The following is a 17,301-nucleotide window of genomic DNA, read 5'->3' as shown; positions in this document are numbered from 1 at the left end:
AGACCTCATTTCGGCCCGGCCACCGGACCCTGCGAAATGGTAGCGCACCGAGTTTGCTGGCGGAAGGCTATCGGGGCGGCGGTCACCGCTTTTCGTGGCGCGCGCGGGCGACGTCGGCCGCGCCGTTGCCGGTGATGAGCCAGAGGGTGGTCAGGCCGTCGACGAGTTCCTCCGGCGTCATCACCGACCGCCCGTCGATGAAGGCGAGGATCGCGTCGGCGGTACCGCCGACGATGAAAGCCGGCGCGACCCGAGCCAACGGGTCGCTCTCCAGCTCGACCCCGTGGACGGTCCGCGCGTGCGCCATCAGCACCTCGGTCAGGCCACGCATGACGGCGTCGCGATGTCGTTGCAGCGAAGCCGAACTCGCGACACCCCCGAGGAGCACCCGGGCCCGGCTGGGGTCGTCGACCAGGACGCGGACCAGGGCGTCAACGGCAGCGCGGGCCTGCGCAGCGACCGGTTCGGCGGCGGTGCCGGCCACCGCGGTGAGGGTGGCGATGCTGACACCGGCGGCGATGTCGTCGACGGCCGCGGCGGCGACGGCATCCAGATCGGTGAAGGCCTCGTAGAAGTAGCGCTTGTTCAATCCGGCTGCCGCGCACAGTTTGTCCACCGTGACGGTGCGCCACTCGTTGTCGCACATCGCGTCGATGGCGGCGTCCAGCAGTCGGGCCCGGCGCACTTCGCGCCGCTGCTCGGCGGATTGGCCACCGTAACTGCGTTGCGATCCGGACACTCCCTGATCGTCGCATCCCGCCGGTTCGGTGTGCGCATTCACTCTTGACAGTCACCAACCCTTCTGGCACGGTTCGGTACCAGATTATCTGGCACGAACACGTACCACAATATTGGAGGCATCATGCAGTCGTCATCGACCGATCACCCCATCATCACCGGGTCAGCCCTGAGCGACCTCCGTGAGTTGGCCGCGGACGCTCCCGTTCTCGCCCGCCGGCTGGCCTGGGACTACCTCCGCGAACTCGGCGACACGGGGCGCCACGACCAGCTGGCCGAACTCTTCGCGCGGGGCGGTGCGCCAGACGGACCGCACGGGGCGATGGAAGGCCTGATCATCGGCAAGCTGTTCGGCATCCCGGAAGCCCACCTCGCCAACCCGGCGATGAAGATCGATCCCACCTGGCGCGGCAAGACCTTCGACATTGCCGCCGGTACCGGTTTCAACAGACTCAGCCCGTTGGCCAAATACTCACTGCGGGCCGTCGCCCCGCTGTACGGCGGTCTGCGCCGCGAGGGAGCCGAGGTGACGGGGTTCCACTTCCGTCATGCCATCGAGACGGCGGCGATCGCGCCTTACTTCAAAGTCCGGGCGCTGGACTATTCGCCCGCCCCGTACCGCAACCCGAGTGTGCGCACCTTCCCGATCAAACGCACCCGCGACGAGGTCGTCGAACTGATTCCGGGCCTCTACCTCGGGCGCGCACTGCTCACCATGCCCGACGGCGACATCCGGCTGATCGCGTACTTCGGCCTGCGGGAGTTCAGCGACGAGCGCGGCGCGACGGCATGATCCGTCTCGATGGCGCGGTCGCGTGTGTCACCGGTGGCGCACGCGGAATCGGGAAGGCCACCGCCCAGGAGCTGGTGCGCCGGGGCGCACGGGTGTGGATCGGCGACCTGGACGAGGCCGAGGCCGAACACACGGCGGCCGAGATCGGCGCCCGCGCAGCCGTTCTCGACGTCACCGACGCTGCCAGTGTGCAACGCTTCCATGCCACGGTCAGCGCCGACGGCCCCCCGGACATGCTGGTCAACAACGCCGGGATCCAGTACATGGGCCCCTTCGCCGAGCAGAAACTGGAGCTCTACCACCGCGAGGTGGCCGTCAACCTGATCGGCGTGATCAACGGGATGCACACATTTCTTCCTGGAATGCTGGAGCGAAACCGCGGCCACATCGTCAACGTCGCCTCCATGGCGGCCAAGGTGACAACACCGGGAATCTCGGTGTACTGCGCGACCAAGTACGCCGTGGCGGCGTTGTCGAAATCGGTGCGCGCGGAGATCTCCCACACTGGGGTCACCCTCAGCACCGTGCTGCCGACCGCGGTGCACACCGAGTTGACGGCCGGGGTGTCGCTCGACCTGTTGCCGACCCGCCAGCCCGCACAGATCGCCGCAGCCATCGCCGACAGCGCGCGCCGCCCGCACCGCGAGATCACCGTGCCCCGCTGGCTGGCCCCGATCGGGACCCTAGAGGAGGCCACGCCTGAGCCACTGCTGCAGCGGCTCAAACACCTTGCCACCCTGAGAAAGCCGCCCGGCCACTATGACCGGTCCGCCCGGCAGGACTACCTCGACCGGATCGGCCAGTGACCCTCATCTCGCCCGACGTCGCGGCAGACGTCAAGCTCCGGCTGCAGGCTGCGGCGGCGGGTGTCACCTCGCGCTATCCCAGCCGGGTGCACGCGTTGGCCCCCGCACCCGGGGGTTCGAACCTCAAACCGGTCGTCGGCAACTACGGCTTCCCCGTGATCGGCCACATCCTGAGTTCGATCGTCGAGCCGCTGGAGTTCGCCCGGCGGCGCTATGACCGATACGGACCGGTGTCGTGGGCGGGCGGCGTGGGTTTCAAGATCGTGCAATTGATGGGACCCGAGGCGCTCGAGGCGGTCTGGATCAACAGGGACAAGGCGTTCTCCAGCACCAGAGGCTGGGCGCCGGTCATCGGCCCGTTCTTCCACCGCGGCATCATGTTGCTCGACTTCGAGGAGCATCGCGACCACCGGCGCATCATGCAGCAGGCGTTCACCCGTAGCGCGTTGGACGGGTACCTGGACCTGATGCGCCCCGGTATCGGACGTACCATCGCCGGCTGGCCTGCCGTACAACAGTTTCCGTTCTACACCTCGGTGAAGCACCTGCTACTCGACCAGGCGGCCGAGGTGTTCGTCGGCGCCGAGCTCGGACCCGAATCCGAGCGGCTGTCGGCGGACTTCCACGACACCGTGTGCGGTGGGCAGGCCATGATCCGCGCCGACGTCCCGGGTGGCATGTGGGCCCGCGGTCTGCGCGCCCGGGAGCGCCTGGAGCGCTACTTCGCCGCACAGTTGCCCGCGCGGCGCGCCGGCACCGGCACCGACCTGTTCTCCATGCTGTGCCGCAGCCGCAGCGAGGACGGTGACCGCTTCACCGACGCCGACATCGTCAACCACATGATCTTCCTGCTGATGGCCGCCCACGACACCAGCGCCATCGCGATCTCTATGCTGGTCTATGAGCTCGGCCGAAACATTCGGTGGCAGAACGCCCTTCGCGACGAAGCCCTGAGCGATCCGCACGACGAGCTGACCATGGCCGAGCTGGACACCGCGTTCCCACTGCTCGACGCGGCCTTCAAGGAGATCCTCCGGATGTACGCGCCGGCAGGCACGCTGTTCCGGCAGACCGTCAAGGACACCGAGGTGGCCGGGCATTTCATTCCCCGCAAGTCTCAGGTCGCGATCAACGTGTACGCCTCCATGCGGCTCGCCGATTGGTGGCCCGAACCCGACCAGTTCGATCCCGCCCGGTTCACCACCGGGACCGACGCCACCGCCGTCCACCGCTACGCGTTCGCGCCTTTCGGCGGCGGCGTCCACAAATGCCTGGGCCAGCAGTTCGCCGATATGAACGTCAGGGCGGTCATGCATCAACTCCTGCGGCGGTTCCACTGGGATGTACCGCCCGGATACACGCCGCGCATGACATGGGGTACCGGTCCCACCCCGGCCGACGGACTACCGGTGAACCTGCACCGCCTGCCCGGGTGACGACGGCGCTCACCTCCGGTGCACTGTATGAGGCATGGACATGCATCTGGGCAACAAGGTCGCCGTCGTCACGGGAGCCAGCAAGGGTATCGGCCTGGCCATCAGTCAGGCCTTCGCCGAGGCCGGCGCCTTCGTCGTCGCCGGGGCGCGGCACAACTCACCGGAACTGAAGGCGCTGGAGGCCGCGGGGTCGGCGACCTTCGTCGCCGCGGACCTGGCCACCGCCGACGGGGCCAAGGCGCTCATCGGTGCCGCCGCCGAGAGGGGCGGGATCGACATCCTGGTCAACAACACCGGCGCGGTCGTCCCGCACCTGGGTGGCTTCCTGACCGTCACCGACGAGGCGTGGCAGGCCTCGATCGACGTCAACCTGCTCTCGGCGGTCCGCGTCACCCGCGAGGCCTTGCCGCATCTGCTCAAGGATGGCGGATCCATCGTGATGATCGGTTCGGTCAATGCGGTGCTTCCCGACTCTCCCATCCTGGACTACAGCGCCACCAAGGCCGCGATGGCCAATCTCGCCAAGGGCCTGTCCGGCGAATTCGGGCCCCAGGGTGTCCGGGTGAACGTCATCAGCCCGGGGCCGGTGTCCACCCCACTGTGGCTCGCCGAGGGCGGCGTCGGCGAACAGTTCGGCGGTGACAGCGGCGCGTCCGCCCAGGAGGTGCTGCAGTCCGTCACCGCCGGCGCCGCGACCGGCCGGGCCACCACCGCACAGGAGGTTGCCGACCTGGCGCTGTTCCTGGCGAGCGACCGTTCGGCCAACATCACCGGCGCCGATGTCCGCATCGACGGCGGCTACGTCAGCACCGTCGTGTGACCGTGTACGACCTCGAGGATGCCATCACGGATCGCCGGTCCAGTCGGTTGTTCTTGCGGGACAAGCCCGTTCCGCAGGAGTTGATCGAGGAAGCCCTCGCGCTGGCCGTCCGTGCCCCGTCGAATTCCAACATCCAGCCCTGGCAGGTGGTGTTCGCCTCGGGGCCTGCGCGCGACAGGTTGGTCGAGGCACTGCTCCAGGAAGCGCAGGCGTCGGCGCCCAACGTGCCGAAACTGCCGCAACACTTCGAGCACCACCGCCGCGACCTCGGCGGCCTCGTGTACGGGTCGATGGGCATCGCCCGCGACGACGCCGAGGCGCGCCGACGTGCCGTGCTGCGCAACTGGGAGTTCTTCCGGGCCCCGCTGGCCGGCATCGTCTGCATGCACCACGAACTCGGCTACGTGGACAGCATGGGGGTCGGGATGTTCCTGCAGACGCTGCTGCTGGCACTGACAGCGCGCGGGCTGGGGACGTGCGTGCAGGTCTCCATCGCCGGCTATCCCGACATCGTGCGCGAGCAGCTCGGCATCGGTGACGACATGCGGGTGCTGTGTGGGCTGGCGATCGGCTATCCCGACCCGGAGTTCCCGGCCAACGGATTGCGGGTGGGCCGCAACCCGCTGGCCGAGAACGTGCGCTTCGTGCGGGACTGAGCTACTCGGCCGGGGCGGGCTCGGCCTTCTTCGCGTCCGAGCGTGTCTTGTAGAGGCTGGCCGCGGTGGTGATCACCAGGGTCACGATGATCACGCCGAGGCTGGCCAGCGTCGGGATCTCCGGCACGGGCACCGACTCGCCGCCGTTGATGAACGGCAGTTCGTTCTCGTGCAATGCGTGCAGCAGCAGCTTCACACCGATGAAGCCGAGGATGAAGGCCAGGCCCTGGGACAGGTACACCAGTCGTTTGAGCAGATCACCGAGCAGGAAGTACAGCTGGCGCAGACCCATCAGCGCGAAGACGTTGGCGGTGAACACCAGGTAGGGCTCGCGGGTCAGGCCGTAGATGGCCGGGATGGAATCCAGCGCGAACAGCAGGTCGGTGGTGCCCAGCGCGACGATCACCAGGAACATCGGCGTCATCAGACGCTTGCCGTTCTCCTTCACCCACAGGCTCAGGCCGTCCCACTTGTCGGTGAACTTCAGGTGCTTCTGCGCGAACCGGACCACGCCGTTGTCGGCGTCGTCGTCGTGCTCGGTGTCACGGACCAGCTTGAGCGCGGTGTACACCAGGAATGCGCCGAACAGGTAGAACACCCAGGAGAACCGCTCGATGGCCACCGCGCCGAGCGCGATGAAGATGCCGCGGAAGATCAGCGCCAAGATGATGCCGACCAGCAGCGCCTGCTGCTGGTAGATCCGGGGCACCTTGAAGCTGGCCATGATGATCAAGAAGATGAACAGGTTGTCCACCGACAGGCTGTACTCGGTGAGCCAGCCTGCAAAGAACTCCACGCCGAACTGGCTGCCGTGGTAGAACCACGTCCACAGCCCGAACGCCACGGCCAGGCCGACGTAGACCGTCAGGTAGGTCGCGGTTTCGCGTTTGGATGGTTCGTGGGGACGCCGCCCGATCACGATCACATCGAAGAGCAGGATCGCGATGGTGACGGTGAGGGTGATACCCCACTCGAGAGCAGAAACATTCATGTAAAAAGAGCCTCCGGTCGTCGTTCAACGGCCGAGGTCTCTTCCGCCGGGCCTCATGGGCACAGCCTGCGGCACCGGCAATCCGACTTTGGACTACGTGATGACGACACCACAGCGATAGGAGTACTCCCCTCGCCCACAATTGTGTCAGACGGGCACAGATCGGTCTAATCGCAGACACAGCCCGTCCGAGTACGTTCGCCGGCATGACAACACTGACCTCAGACCCGGTGGCCACCGCCCTGGACCGGATGTACGCCGAATCCCAGCAACAGATGACCCGGCTGCGCGAACGCGGCCCCGACGATTACGCCCGTCTGCAGAGGGCCAGCGCCCAGGAACGCGCGGATGCGCTCAGCGATATCTACATGCCCGTCACTCCCGCTGCCGGCCGGCTGCTCTACACCTTGGTGCGGGCCGCCCGGCCCGCGACGATCGTCGAGTTCGGCATGTCGTTCGGCCTCTCGGCGGTCCATCTGGCGGCGGCGGTGCGCGACAACGGGTCCGGCCGGGTGATCACCACCGAGCTGAGCGCGGCCAAGATCGCCGCCGCGAAACAGACCTTCGCCGAGACCGGATTGTCGGATCTCATCACCATCCTGGAAGGCGATGCCGTCAGCACCCTGGCGGCGGGCACCGGCCCCGTCGATCTGGTGCTGCTCGACGGGTGGAAAGAGCTCTATCTGCCGGTGCTGCGGGTGCTCGAACCGAGGCTGTCCACCGGCGCCCTGGTGATCGCCGACAACACCGAAATGGCCGACACCAAGCCATATCTCGACTACGTACGGGAACCGGCCAACGGTTACACGAGCGTGAATTTCGCGGCCCGCGACACGGACAGCATGGAGATCAGCGGTCGGGTGTGATCGGGGCCCGGCGCCCTCTACTATGGGAGCTTCTGTCCGGCCGGTGCAGTGACGCACCCCGGCCCAGTCCATCCTCTGACCCGGAGTGCCCGTGCGTCTTGATCGTTACCGCGTGCGCGTCGCCTGCCTGGCGGCGTTGCTTCTCGTCACCACCGGCCTGGGCGTGACGCAGAGCTCGCCAATCGTGGCGTGCCAGGACAGCTGCCGCACCCTGGCCGCCGGTGCCGATCTCGCGGCGCCCGATGCCGCTCCGCCGGCCCCGGTACCCGCGACCGTTCGGGTGCAGCCCGCGGCCGGCGCCCAGAACGTGCTCCCGGTAGGACCGGTTCAGGTCACCGCGTCGAACGGAACGCTGACCGACGTGACGATGGTCAACGAGAACGGCACCGCCGTGGCCGGGATCATGACGCCCGACCGCACGGCGTGGAAGCCGGCCGTTCAGCTCGGCTACGGCCGCACGTACACGATGACCGTCCGGTCGCAGGGCCCCGGCGGCATGCCGGCCGCCGAGACGTCCAGCTTCACCACGGTGTCCCCGAGCTATCAGACATCGGTCTACCTGAACACCACCGGCTACGCGTCCCTCAAGGACGGCGGTACCTACGGCGTCGGCACCGTCGTCGTCGCTCATTTCGACGAGCCGGTCACCGACAAGGCCCGCGCGGAACGCCAACTGGTGGTGACGACGTCGCCGGCCGTGAAGGGCTCCTGGAACTGGGTGGACGAGCAGAACGCGCACTGGCGACCGGAGCGTTACTACGCGCCCGGCACCACCGTCACCGTCGACGCGAACATCTATGGGGTGCCGCTCGGCGACGGCTACTACGGCCAGGACGACGAGAAGGTGTCGTTCAAGATCGGCGACTCCCACGTGTCGATCGCGGACGACAACACCAAGCAGGTCAGTGTCTTCGACAACGGGAAACTGGTGCGAACCATGCCGACCTCGATGGGTCGCGGCGGCACCGAGACCATCGGCGGCACGACGCTGAACTTCTGGACCCCACCCGGGGTGTACACCGTGCTGGACAAGGCCAATCCGGTGATCATGGACTCGTCGTCCTACGGTCTGCCGACCAACTCCCGGCTGGGCTACCGCGAAACCATCCCGTGGGCCACCCGGATCAGTGGCGATGGCATCTACCTGCATCAGCTCAACGCCACGGTGTGGGCCCAGGGCAACACCAACACCTCGCACGGGTGCCTGAACCTGAGCTCCGAGAACGCCAAGTGGTTCTTCGATTTCGCGGTCCCCGGCGACGTCGTGGAGATCCGCCACACCGGCGGCCCGCCCCAGGAGTTGCTGTCGCAGAACGGCGATTGGGCGGTGCCGTGGGATCAGTGGCGCACGGGCAGCGCTCTGCTGAGTTAGATCGCCCCGGCCCGGGGGGCGGAGGTGCTCGTCGCGTACGGGTCGGTCCACGTGGTGGTCGTCGTCCCGGTCAGCTCCGGGAAATCCGGCACCCAGTCATCGGTGGTCGTGGTCGGCCCTGGGCTGGTGTCCGACGGATTGATGTCGGACGTGGACGGCTGCGTCGACCGCGTGCGCGTGGTCGTCGTCGTGGTGGTCCGCGAGGTCGTCGGCGCGTCCTCGGTCGCGGGGGCGGGCGGATGGCCCGGATCCATCGAGCCGCGCGAGGTCTGCACCACGGCGAAGACGAGGACGATGATCACGGCGAGCGCACCGGCACCGGCCGCGTACACCGCCCACGATTCCTCGTACCACTGCGGGTTTGGTTTCGGTGTCGAGTCCTGCGCGTCGCCCACAGCCGGTGATCGTAGCTGTGCCCATTTCCCGGGTCGCTTCGCTCCTGCCCTCCGTGCCCATTTCCCGGGTCGCTTCGCTCCTGCCCTCCGTGCGGCTTACCCCTTGACGATGTCCTGGCCTTGCACTGTCACGGCGACGGTGGCCAGGGGCTTGGTCGCCGGTCCCTTGAGCACCGCGCCGTCCAGGCCGAAGGCGCTGCCGTGGCACGGGCAGGTGATCTTGCCGTCGGCGACGGCGGACACCGCACAACCCGCGTGGGTGCACTCCGAGGACAGCCCTTTGAAGACCCCGGCGGTGGGTTGGGTCAGTACGACGTCGCCGACGATCACCCCCGAGCCGACCGGTACCTGCGACGTCGTCGCCAGTGCGCCGCCGGGCTTGTCACCCGCCGCCGCCGAGGTACTCGCCGACGATTCCGACGTCGGCGCTGCATCCTTCTTGTCGGATCCCGAGCAGGCCGCGATTGCGGTGACTCCCACGGCGATTCCGGCGCCCGCCAACACCTGGCGGCGTCCCAGGGCGGTGTCGTGAACGGTCATGAAATGTCTCCTCGCGTCAAGGGCCGGTCCGGGATCCGGCAGGACGCATGGGCTGTGGTCCGCCAGATGGTGACGAGCGTAAAGAACTCGGGCGGTCCTATCGCGGGAATGGCCGTCAGCGGCGGAAGATCACCCAGCGCATCGCGCTGTACATGAACACGGCCTCGCCGCCGCCGGCGATGATCCGTGCCACGTGGTACTCCAGCCCGAACGACGCCAGCGCGGTGGGCAGCGCGACGATGAAGGCCGCGTAGTTGATGGCGACCACCACCACGTAGATGGCCAGCTGCGGGCCGACCACCGCATGCGAGCGGAAGTTCAGCGTCCGGTTCAGCACGTAACTCAGCGCGAACGCGCAGACGTAGCCGACGGTCAGGGCGATCGGCAGCAGCACCCCAAAACCGCTGTGCAGCAAGGTGAGAATCGTCAGGTCCACCCCGAAGGTGAAACCGTTGATCAGCGCGAAACCCAGGAAGGTGGGCGCGACCACCCCGTCGAGCCCGAAGGGCAGGCGGGCCACGACGCGCTCACAGAACCGGTGAAATCGTTCGACGAGTCGCGCCGGTGCCGATGTCGGCGCCGGGTCGACGGTCACCGCCCCACCATGGCACCCCGATATGACGGCCCCGTTATGCCCTGGCAAACATTAGGACGCGCTCGTGCGCACCGCCAAAAGCTCTGTCCCCGTTTCCTGTTCGGCGAACTGGACGATCCGCCCCGCCACCGCGTAGTCACAGGCCAGGACGCTGCGGCCGATCAGTACCGGAACTCCGCGCAGCCTGAGTCGGCCGTCCACACCCACATAGCTGCCCGGAGGGATCGGCTCGCTGATGCAGTACAGGGTGGTGGCGGCGCCGGCGTCCTTGTCGTTGGCCACCGCGCCGGCGACGAGTTTGACCCCGCGCTGAACGATTCCCATCAGCGGCCCGCCCGCCATCTGCGGAAGGTTCGAGTCGACCCACCCGGGATGGGTGAGCTGGGTGACGACCGGCGACCCGGCGGCCCGCAGCCGCCGATCCAGCTCCAGCCCCCACAGCATCACGGTGAGTTTCGAGGCCGCGTAGGCACCCATCACAGTCCATTTATGGGTGCGCAGATGCAGGTCGTCGAGGTGCAGGGTGGCCGACTTGTGCGCCTCGGAACCGACGTTGATGATCTGGTCGCGCACTCGATCCATCAGGAGATTAGTCAGCGCGAACGGTCCGAGCAGGTTGGTCGCGATGGTCGCCTCGAACCCGTCGACTGTGTCGGTGCGCTCCCGGGTGAGCGTGCCCGCGTTGTTGATCAGGATGTCGACCTCGCCGACGCCGAGTTCGTCGAGTCGTCCGGGGAAGGCCCGCACCGATGACAGATCGGCCAGATCGAGTTCGGCGACGGCGGTGTCACCGGCCATCTCGGACGCCCGCTGCGCACCCAGTTCGGCGTTGCGCACCGCCAGGATCACGCGCGCTCCCGCACGGGCCAACGCGGTCGCGGTCGCCAATCCCACCCCATTGGTCGCACCCGTCACGATGATGCGCTTACCGGTCAGATCCCGGAGTCGTCCTGGTGTCCACTGCGATGTCATATTCCGAGGCTAACCGTGCATTTTCGGGCCGCAACGACGGTACTGCCGACAGCCCTGTGCTGGTACCGTTCGCTGATGCCATGGTGTTGTAGTCCGATGCGATCACGCGTCTGATGCGCACCCCCGGGCGCTGGCGACATCGCGGCGATCACTACCAGTGGCTCACCGCATTCCTGGCCGCCCGCGACCTGCAGACCCTGACGTGTCGGGTGGTGGCATGGAGCATCATCGGCCTCGGCGCCATCGCCTTGCCTGCCACGATCGCCACCCCGAAGCATTCCGTCGCCTACGGCCCGTTCGCCGTGGCGCTCGTCATCGTGTGCAGCGGCAGCATGGCTGCCGTCTGGCTCCGCTCGGAGTGGCCGTCGTGGCGTCAGTCGATGTTCTGCGTGACGCTGGGGACGGTGCTGATCGCGGCCGCGTGCCTCCTGCTTCCGAATCCGGTACTCGCACTGGTGGGTTCGACCGCATTTGTGATGACGACCGCGTACACGGTGTTCTTCCATTCCCGGCGACTGCTGCTCATCATCTGGACCATCCAGGGCGCGACGCTGGCCACCCTCGCGTGGCGGTTGTTGGCCGAGGACCCGGTCATGGCAATCTCATCGGTGGCCCTGGTGGTGACCATCAACGTCTCCGTCGCCTTCGCGTGCGAGCTGGCCCTCAAGATCGCCGGCTCCGAGATGAACACCGGCGGTATCGAGCCGCTGACCGGCCTGCTGAACCGGCAGACCTTCTACGACGAGGTCGCCACGCTGATCGGCTCACGGAGCCGGCGCGACGACCGGTATTTCGTTCTCATCGTGGCGAACCTGGACAGCTTTTCGCTGCTGACCGCTATGTCCGGCAAGGCCGGCGGCAATCGTGCGCGGGTGGCCATCGGTCAACGGCTGCGCGAGACCGTCCGCGGCGACGCCGTCATCGGCCATCTCGGGGATTGTGAGTATCTGGTCGCCGACGTGTTCACCCACGCGGATCCCTCGCCATTGGCCGAGCGCATCCTGAGCACCATCAAATCCGCGCCCTTCCAGCTGACCGCGAGCCTGGGTGTCGTCAGCACCCCGCTGCAACGGTTGGCGCCGCAGACCTCGCACGACGTCCTCGACGAACTGGTGACCATCGCGACAAACGCGATGTACGAGGCGCGTAAGGCCGGCGGCAATCAGAGCTGCCTGCTCGAATCGCCGAGGCTCGCCACGGTGCGCGACGACCCGGACGAAGACGGCCGGGACATCAGCCGATCGGCCTGACTAGCGCGTAACGGGTTCGTTGATGACGATCTGGATCGGCAGGTGCGGTCCATCCTGGAGCAGCATCACGGTCGGGATGGCGATCGCCGCCAACGCGACGACGGACAGCAGCGCCGCTTCCACGTATCGCTTTATCATTAGCATGGCTAGATAGTCCTCCTAAGCAACGCGGCTGACAAGGCGTTTGTGAGTGAGCGCACTCCACAACCGGAAGCCCGGCCCCTCGTCACACCAGCGCGTTGATTCATACCTCTGCCAACAGCGCGCACCGCCCCGCGCATTCCTCGCGGGTGGGCTACACCGCCAGGAGCCGCGTTCGAAAGAGGTCGAGCACCTGATCCAGCGCCGCCCTGGTGGGCTGGCCGGGCTCGTCGATGAGGTGTTCGGTGACCACCGAATGCGGCGTGAGCAGCGCTTCGGGGTTGGCGTCCACGTCGTTGAGTTCCACCGCGATGAACGCCTCGCCGAGCTGTTCGCGCAGAAAGTCGAACCGTTCCGCCGGCACCAGCCGGTCCGATTTGAACCGCAGGCCCAACACCGTCAGCCCGGCCGCACAACGCTGTTTCACCGTGGCGAGATCCTCCGGTGAGATGTCGATGGAGCGCTTCTGCCGGGCCGTGAGCGGCACCGGCATCGACGGTTGCGACAGCACCGGCGCGAGCAACACGTCGTCGGCCGCCATGGCGAGCGCGTAGCCGCCGGTGAAGCACATGCCGATCGCGCCGACGCCGGGTCCGCCGCACCGCGCGTGCTCGGCGCGGGCCAGGGCGCGTAACCACCCGATGACCGGCGACGTACGCCCGGTGGCCAGCGTGACGAATTCCTTGCTGACACAGGTCGGGATGATCGACGAGGCGAAGGTTTCGACGGTCGCCCGGGTGCTGCTGTACGGGTCGCGGCCCGACTGGCCGAACAGGTGCGGCAGCACGGCCGTGCAGCCGATGTCGGCGACCTTCCTGGCGAAGTCGAGGACCTTGGGCGTGATGCCCGGAATCTCCGCGATCACGATGACGGCGGGTCCGCTGCCCTTCCGGTAGATCGCCCGCGTGGTGCCCTCATAGGTGAAATCGGTGTGCTCGAAATCGGCGAGATCATCATTGGGCACCGCAGTGGTCCTCTCCCGTACCAGACACGAGCAACAGCGGCCACCATACCGTCGTCTCGCCGAAGGCGACCACATCGGCGCCCGCCGGAAACCACCTCTGCAGTTGCGATTCCCGCTGCTGCACATGGTCGGGGTGCAGCACGGTGAAGGCCAGCCCGATGATCACGTACGGCAGGGCCAACCACATCAGCGTCTCGAGCATCGCCCCGACACTGACGGGACGGGCCAGCAGTTCACGCACGCGTTGCATCGTCGAAACTCCCTTAGATCAACGGCCGGCCGGCGCGGCTCCGCCTGCGCACATCCATCAGCAACAGGTAACTGCCGCCCTGGCGCAGGAACGGCGGGATGAACCGGTTGACGAACGCCACCAGCAGGAAGAGCGCCTCGAACATCACCTGACGGCCCCGTCCCCAGCGCAACCCGAGTTGGTCCCGGAACACCGGCGCCAGGAACCCGGCCGTCAGGAACTTCAGCAACGGCCGAAAGGGCAGGCGCAGAATCGGATTGATCATCCGCAGGTTCACCATGTCGAGTAGGTAGGCGCGCACCCCGGGATCGATGACGACGCGCTCGCAGGATCGCGCCCAGTACTCGTCGAAAGCAGCCCTGGTGGCCGGCCATTGATCCTCGTTGACCTGCAGGGTGGTGCCCAGCGTCCACGCCGAGCGGTAGAACTGGTCCGCCTGGGCCGGGGTCATCGCACCGCGCAGCAGTTGATAGACGTCCTCGAGCCCCACGAACAGGCATGCGGCGACCCACATCTGAAGGTCACGATCGAACGCGTGGTAGCGGACCGGGCTGGCCGGACCGGACCGGACCTGCCGGTGCGCGCCGTCGACGGCGGTCCGGAACGCCTCCCGGTCCGCGGTGGTGCCGAAGACCGCGACGGCCAGGTAGCTCGCTGTGGTGCGGGCCCGCTTCCACGGATGCTTGAGCAGATTGCCCGAATCGACGGTGCTCTCCAGCACGCCGTGGCCGACTTCCGGCCAGGACAGCTGCATGACGACGTTGGCCGCCCCGGCCGCGAAACCCCAGAAGTCCATGGCGTCGCCGACGGACACCTCGCCGGCCCGGTCCCAGCGGGCGGTGCGCCTGGTGATCCCGATGCGATGGGTCATGGGGCGCAGCCGTTTCCGAACAACAGAATCGGCCACGTGACCGCCGACCTGACGAACGTCAGCGCCGTCAGTTGGTCGAGATGCCAGAGCGACCACAGCACCCCGATCACCACGTATGGTGCGGCGAGCAGCGACGCGAGACCGATCCATTCGGCGACGGTCATCCGGAAGTCCATGATCCGGTTGAGCACATTCACGCGTCGAACGTATCGGGACGGCGCGCGTCACGTATACGGATCGATGATCTCGGCGCGCATCGGTTCGGAGCTGGAACCCACCGCGGGACTGAGCTTCTGCGCGTCGAGCACCATCAACGCGACATGCAGGGAGGTGCGCGATTCACCGTCGTCGAGTTCCACGCCGAGGGCATCACCGATGGCAGCCAGGCGCTTGTAGAGCGCGGGACGGCTGATGTGCAACCGCTGGGCCACCGCCGCCTTGTTGCCTGCCGACCGCAAGTACTCCCGCAGTAACGCGACGTTCGACGGGTCACCGGACAGCAGTGCCCGCAGCTCGGTCTCGGCGAAGGCCTGCACCCTATGATCGCTGCGCAGCAACGAGATCAGGCCGCGCAGCCGGACGTCGGATGCCCGGTAGAACGGGCGCGGCTTCTCCCCCATCGACAACGCCACCTCGGCGATGTGCGACGCCTCGGCCAGCCCGTGGATGGCGTCGATGACCCGTTCCACCGGTTCGCCGACTGCCAGCGCAGAGTCGGAAATGCTTTCTACACGGCGTATCTCGCGACGCAGGTCGTTGCCCAGCGCCGTCAAGGCCGCGTCCGTCGAACGGGTGACACCGAGCGAGAGCACCAGTCCGACCTCGCCGTCGCGCCGGACCGAGAACAGCCCGGTGTGCCCGGACGCGTTGACCGCGTGCGTGACCGTATCCAGCAACGACACGTTGCGCCGTTGCCCGGCAACGGGATCGGCGCTGGGGGTGCGCTCCACCCGGATTGTGGCGGGCACATAGCGTGCCGCCGACCGCAGCCCGAGCGCGTGTGCGCGCACCGCGGCTTCCCGCTCGTCGGTGATGCGGCTGCGCAGCACGTCATCGATCAACCCGGTCTGGGCTTGGTGCGCCAGCCCCGAGCGGTCCCGTTCGATCATCCGGTGCAGCGCCAGCGCCACCCCCGCGCGTTCGAGCACCATCTGGGTACGCGCCGTGTCGGCGGGACGGCGGGGCACGATGAGCCGGCCCCACTCCTCGGTGCGCGGCCCCACCGCGGTCACCGCCCAGTGTTCGGAGTTTCGCCGGGACCGGCGCTCCCAATCCTGCAACAGCTCGGCGGCGTTACCTCGCGCCGACACCGCCAGCACCCGGTGCGCCAGATCTTCCAACACCACCGGCTCGTCCAGGATGGCCGCGGCGGCGTCGACGATCCCGCTCACCGACGCACGTTTCATGCTGAGGTCGGTGAAGGTCTCGTGCACCCGCCGGTCGAAGTCCACGCGGTCGAACTGGTCGGTGACGATCATCCGGTGCACCGCCTCGGTCACCTCGACGAAGCGCACCTGGCGGTGCAGCGCCACCAGCGCCAGCCCGAACTCCTCGGCGATGGCGCCCACTCCCGCGGGCAGGTTGACCCCGCCCAGTTCGACGACCACGCCGAGCACGCCCGCGGCGGCCATGCCCTGCAGGTAGCGACGAGGGTCTGCCCGCAGTGCGGCGCCGGTGGTGAGCACCAACTCCCCGCCCTGCACCAGGCTGGACAGGTCGGCCATATCGCTGACGTGCACCCAGCGGATCGGTTCGTCGAACCGCCGCGCGCTGAGCACCTCGGGGTCGCCGCGTTGCAGCACCGGCAGCCCCATGACGTCGGCCAGCGTGATGATCATTTACAGAGTGTATCGACGGAGCCCATTTTGCAGACGTTCTGTCAATGAGCGCGGGGGTTCCGCGGCCACACACTGGGTGCAACCTCAAACGAAAGTGAGCACATCGCGATGCAAGCCACCGTTCAGCACTGGCGTGACGGCAAGTTCTTCGAAGGCACCTCCGGTGCGACCGCCCCGGTGACGAACCCGGCGACCGGCCAAGTCACCGGTCAGGTGGCGCTGGCGTCGGTGGCCGATGCGCAGGCCGTCATCGACGCCGCCGCGGCCGCGTTCCCGGCGTGGCGGGACGCCTCGCTGGCCAAGCGCACGCAGGTGCTGTTCAACTTCCGCGAGCTGCTCAACGCCCGCAAGGGTGAGCTGGCCGAGATCATCACGAGCGAGCACGGCAAGGTCGTCTCCGATGCCCTCGGTGAGGTCAGCCGCGGCCAGGAGGTCGTCGAATTCGCTTGTGGCATCCCGCACCTGCTCAAGGGTGGTTTCACCGAGAACGCCTCCACGAAGGTCGATGTCTACTCGATCCGCCAGGCGCTCGGGCCGGTGGCCATCATCTCGCCCTTCAACTTCCCGGCCATGGTGCCGATGTGGTTCTTCCCCATCGCGATCGCCACCGGCAACACCGTGGTGCTCAAGCCGTCGGAGAAGGATCCGTCAGCCTCCCTGTGGCTGGCTCAGCTGTGGGCCGAGGCCGGACTGCCGGACGGCGTGTTCAACGTGCTCCAGGGTGACAAGACCGCGGTCGACGAACTGCTCACGAACCCCAAGATCAAGTCGGTGTCCTTCGTGGGTTCCACCCCGATCGCGCAGTACGTCTACGCCACCGGCACTGCCTCCGGTAAGCGCGTCCAGGCCCTCGGCGGCGCCAAAAACCACGCCGTCATCCTCCCCGACGCCGACCTCGACCTCGCCGCCGACGCCATGGTCAACGCCGGATTCGGCTCCGCAGGCGAACGCTGCATGGCCATCTCCGCCGCCGTCGCCGTCGGCCCCATCGCCGACGACCTCGTCGC

21 protein-coding genes are annotated in these 17,301 nt (G+C 67.5%); 9 read left to right on the top strand and 12 right to left on the bottom strand.

Annotated elements, in window-relative coordinates:
* Positions 1-82: 82 nt before the first annotated feature.
* A complete protein-coding gene (locus tag AC1DY7_RS20640; RefSeq protein ID WP_477495582.1) occupies positions 83-739 on the bottom strand; it encodes a TetR/AcrR family transcriptional regulator in 657 nt (218 codons plus the stop codon).
* Between the two features lie 123 nt (positions 740-862).
* Between AC1DY7_RS20640 and AC1DY7_RS20635 the strand changes: the two genes are divergently transcribed.
* Genes AC1DY7_RS20635 through AC1DY7_RS20615 form a run of 5 tightly spaced genes read left to right on the top strand, consistent with a single transcriptional unit; the run spans position 863 to position 5,249 of the window.
* Complete coding sequence (locus tag AC1DY7_RS20635; RefSeq protein ID WP_477495581.1) at positions 863-1,531, top strand: hypothetical protein; 669 nt, start codon at positions 863-865, stop codon at positions 1,529-1,531.
* Positions 1,528-2,337, top strand: coding sequence for an SDR family NAD(P)-dependent oxidoreductase (locus AC1DY7_RS20630; RefSeq protein WP_477495580.1), 810 nt, complete (start codon positions 1,528-1,530; stop codon positions 2,335-2,337). The genes AC1DY7_RS20635 and AC1DY7_RS20630 overlap by 4 nt, the downstream gene beginning before the upstream one ends.
* Positions 2,334-3,773 carry a cytochrome P450 gene (locus AC1DY7_RS20625; protein WP_477495579.1) on the top strand — a complete coding sequence of 480 codons (1,440 nt, stop codon included), beginning with the start codon at positions 2,334-2,336 and terminating at the stop codon, positions 3,771-3,773. Before AC1DY7_RS20630 ends, AC1DY7_RS20625 begins: the two co-directional genes overlap by 4 nt.
* Positions 3,774-3,807: 34 nt before the next feature.
* A complete protein-coding gene (locus AC1DY7_RS20620; RefSeq protein ID WP_477495578.1) occupies positions 3,808-4,593 on the top strand; it encodes an SDR family NAD(P)-dependent oxidoreductase in 786 nt (261 codons plus the stop codon).
* Between the two features lie 2 nt (positions 4,594-4,595).
* The gene (locus AC1DY7_RS20615; RefSeq protein WP_477495723.1) at positions 4,596-5,249 is read left to right on the top strand and encodes a nitroreductase; all 654 of its coding nucleotides are present in this window, start codon (positions 4,596-4,598) and stop codon (positions 5,247-5,249) included.
* A 1-nt stretch (position 5,250) separates the two neighbouring features.
* Here AC1DY7_RS20615 and AC1DY7_RS20610 read toward each other — a convergent pair whose 3' ends face one another.
* Positions 5,251-6,240 (bottom strand): TerC family protein, encoded by a 990-nt coding sequence (locus AC1DY7_RS20610; RefSeq protein WP_477495577.1) that lies wholly within the window; start codon positions 6,238-6,240, stop codon positions 5,251-5,253.
* A 206-nt stretch (positions 6,241-6,446) separates the two neighbouring features.
* Between AC1DY7_RS20610 and AC1DY7_RS20605 the strand changes: the two genes are divergently transcribed.
* Positions 6,447-7,106 carry an O-methyltransferase gene (locus tag AC1DY7_RS20605; protein WP_477495576.1) on the top strand — a complete coding sequence of 220 codons (660 nt, stop codon included), beginning with the start codon at positions 6,447-6,449 and terminating at the stop codon, positions 7,104-7,106.
* A 91-nt stretch (positions 7,107-7,197) separates the two neighbouring features.
* Positions 7,198-8,478, top strand: coding sequence for a L,D-transpeptidase (locus AC1DY7_RS20600; RefSeq protein ID WP_477495575.1), 1,281 nt, complete (start codon positions 7,198-7,200; stop codon positions 8,476-8,478).
* Here the strand turns inward: AC1DY7_RS20600 and AC1DY7_RS20595 are convergent.
* From AC1DY7_RS20595 to AC1DY7_RS20580, 4 genes are all read right to left on the bottom strand, one after another.
* Positions 8,475-8,873, bottom strand: coding sequence for a hypothetical protein (locus AC1DY7_RS20595; RefSeq protein ID WP_477495574.1), 399 nt, complete (start codon positions 8,871-8,873; stop codon positions 8,475-8,477). The two genes, AC1DY7_RS20600 and AC1DY7_RS20595, sit on opposite strands and share 4 nt — an antisense overlap.
* A 96-nt stretch (positions 8,874-8,969) precedes the next feature.
* Entirely contained in the window at positions 8,970-9,413 is a 444-nt protein-coding gene (locus AC1DY7_RS20590; protein WP_477495573.1) for a Rieske (2Fe-2S) protein, read from the bottom strand.
* Positions 9,414-9,528: 115 nt separating this feature from the next.
* A complete protein-coding gene (locus tag AC1DY7_RS20585; RefSeq protein WP_477495572.1) occupies positions 9,529-10,008 on the bottom strand; it encodes a GtrA family protein in 480 nt (159 codons plus the stop codon).
* Between the two features lie 51 nt (positions 10,009-10,059).
* The gene (locus AC1DY7_RS20580) at positions 10,060-10,980 is read right to left on the bottom strand and encodes an SDR family NAD(P)-dependent oxidoreductase (RefSeq protein ID WP_477495571.1); all 921 of its coding nucleotides are present in this window, start codon (positions 10,978-10,980) and stop codon (positions 10,060-10,062) included.
* A 113-nt stretch (positions 10,981-11,093) separates the two neighbouring features.
* On the opposite strand from AC1DY7_RS20580, the gene AC1DY7_RS20575 reads away from it, so the two are divergent.
* Positions 11,094-12,230: a GGDEF domain-containing protein gene (locus tag AC1DY7_RS20575; RefSeq protein WP_477495570.1), complete on the top strand. Its 1,137-nt coding sequence runs from the start codon at positions 11,094-11,096 to the stop codon at positions 12,228-12,230.
* On the opposite strand, the gene AC1DY7_RS20570 is transcribed toward AC1DY7_RS20575, so the two are convergent.
* The 6 genes from AC1DY7_RS20570 to AC1DY7_RS20545 form a co-directional block, all read right to left on the bottom strand.
* Positions 12,231-12,374 carry a hypothetical protein gene (locus tag AC1DY7_RS20570; RefSeq protein WP_477495569.1) on the bottom strand — a complete coding sequence of 48 codons (144 nt, stop codon included), beginning with the start codon at positions 12,372-12,374 and terminating at the stop codon, positions 12,231-12,233.
* A 151-nt stretch (positions 12,375-12,525) separates the two neighbouring features.
* Entirely contained in the window at positions 12,526-13,335 is an 810-nt protein-coding gene (locus AC1DY7_RS20565) for a dienelactone hydrolase family protein (RefSeq protein ID WP_477495568.1), read from the bottom strand.
* Complete coding sequence (locus AC1DY7_RS20560; protein WP_477495567.1) at positions 13,325-13,585, bottom strand: hypothetical protein; 261 nt, start codon at positions 13,583-13,585, stop codon at positions 13,325-13,327. Before AC1DY7_RS20560 ends, AC1DY7_RS20565 begins: the two co-directional genes overlap by 11 nt.
* 13 nt (positions 13,586-13,598) lie before the next feature.
* Positions 13,599-14,456, bottom strand: coding sequence for an oxygenase MpaB family protein (locus tag AC1DY7_RS20555; RefSeq protein WP_477495566.1), 858 nt, complete (start codon positions 14,454-14,456; stop codon positions 13,599-13,601).
* On the bottom strand, positions 14,453-14,653 hold the full coding sequence (locus AC1DY7_RS20550; RefSeq protein ID WP_477495565.1) for a hypothetical protein: 201 nt from the start codon (positions 14,651-14,653) through the stop codon (positions 14,453-14,455). The genes AC1DY7_RS20555 and AC1DY7_RS20550 overlap by 4 nt, the downstream gene beginning before the upstream one ends.
* A gap of 27 nt (positions 14,654-14,680) precedes the next feature.
* Positions 14,681-16,294, bottom strand: a complete 1,614-nt coding sequence (locus tag AC1DY7_RS20545) for a PucR family transcriptional regulator (RefSeq protein ID WP_477495564.1) — start codon at positions 16,292-16,294, stop codon at positions 14,681-14,683.
* 108 nt (positions 16,295-16,402) lie between these two features.
* Between AC1DY7_RS20545 and AC1DY7_RS20540 the strand changes: the two genes are divergently transcribed.
* Positions 16,403-17,301: aldehyde dehydrogenase family protein (locus tag AC1DY7_RS20540; protein WP_477495563.1), on the top strand; the 899-nt coding region annotated here is incomplete at its 3' end.

This window comes from Mycobacterium sp. P2_H7, from assembly GCF_056403275.1.
This window is presented reverse-complemented; position numbering and strand designations above follow the sequence as displayed.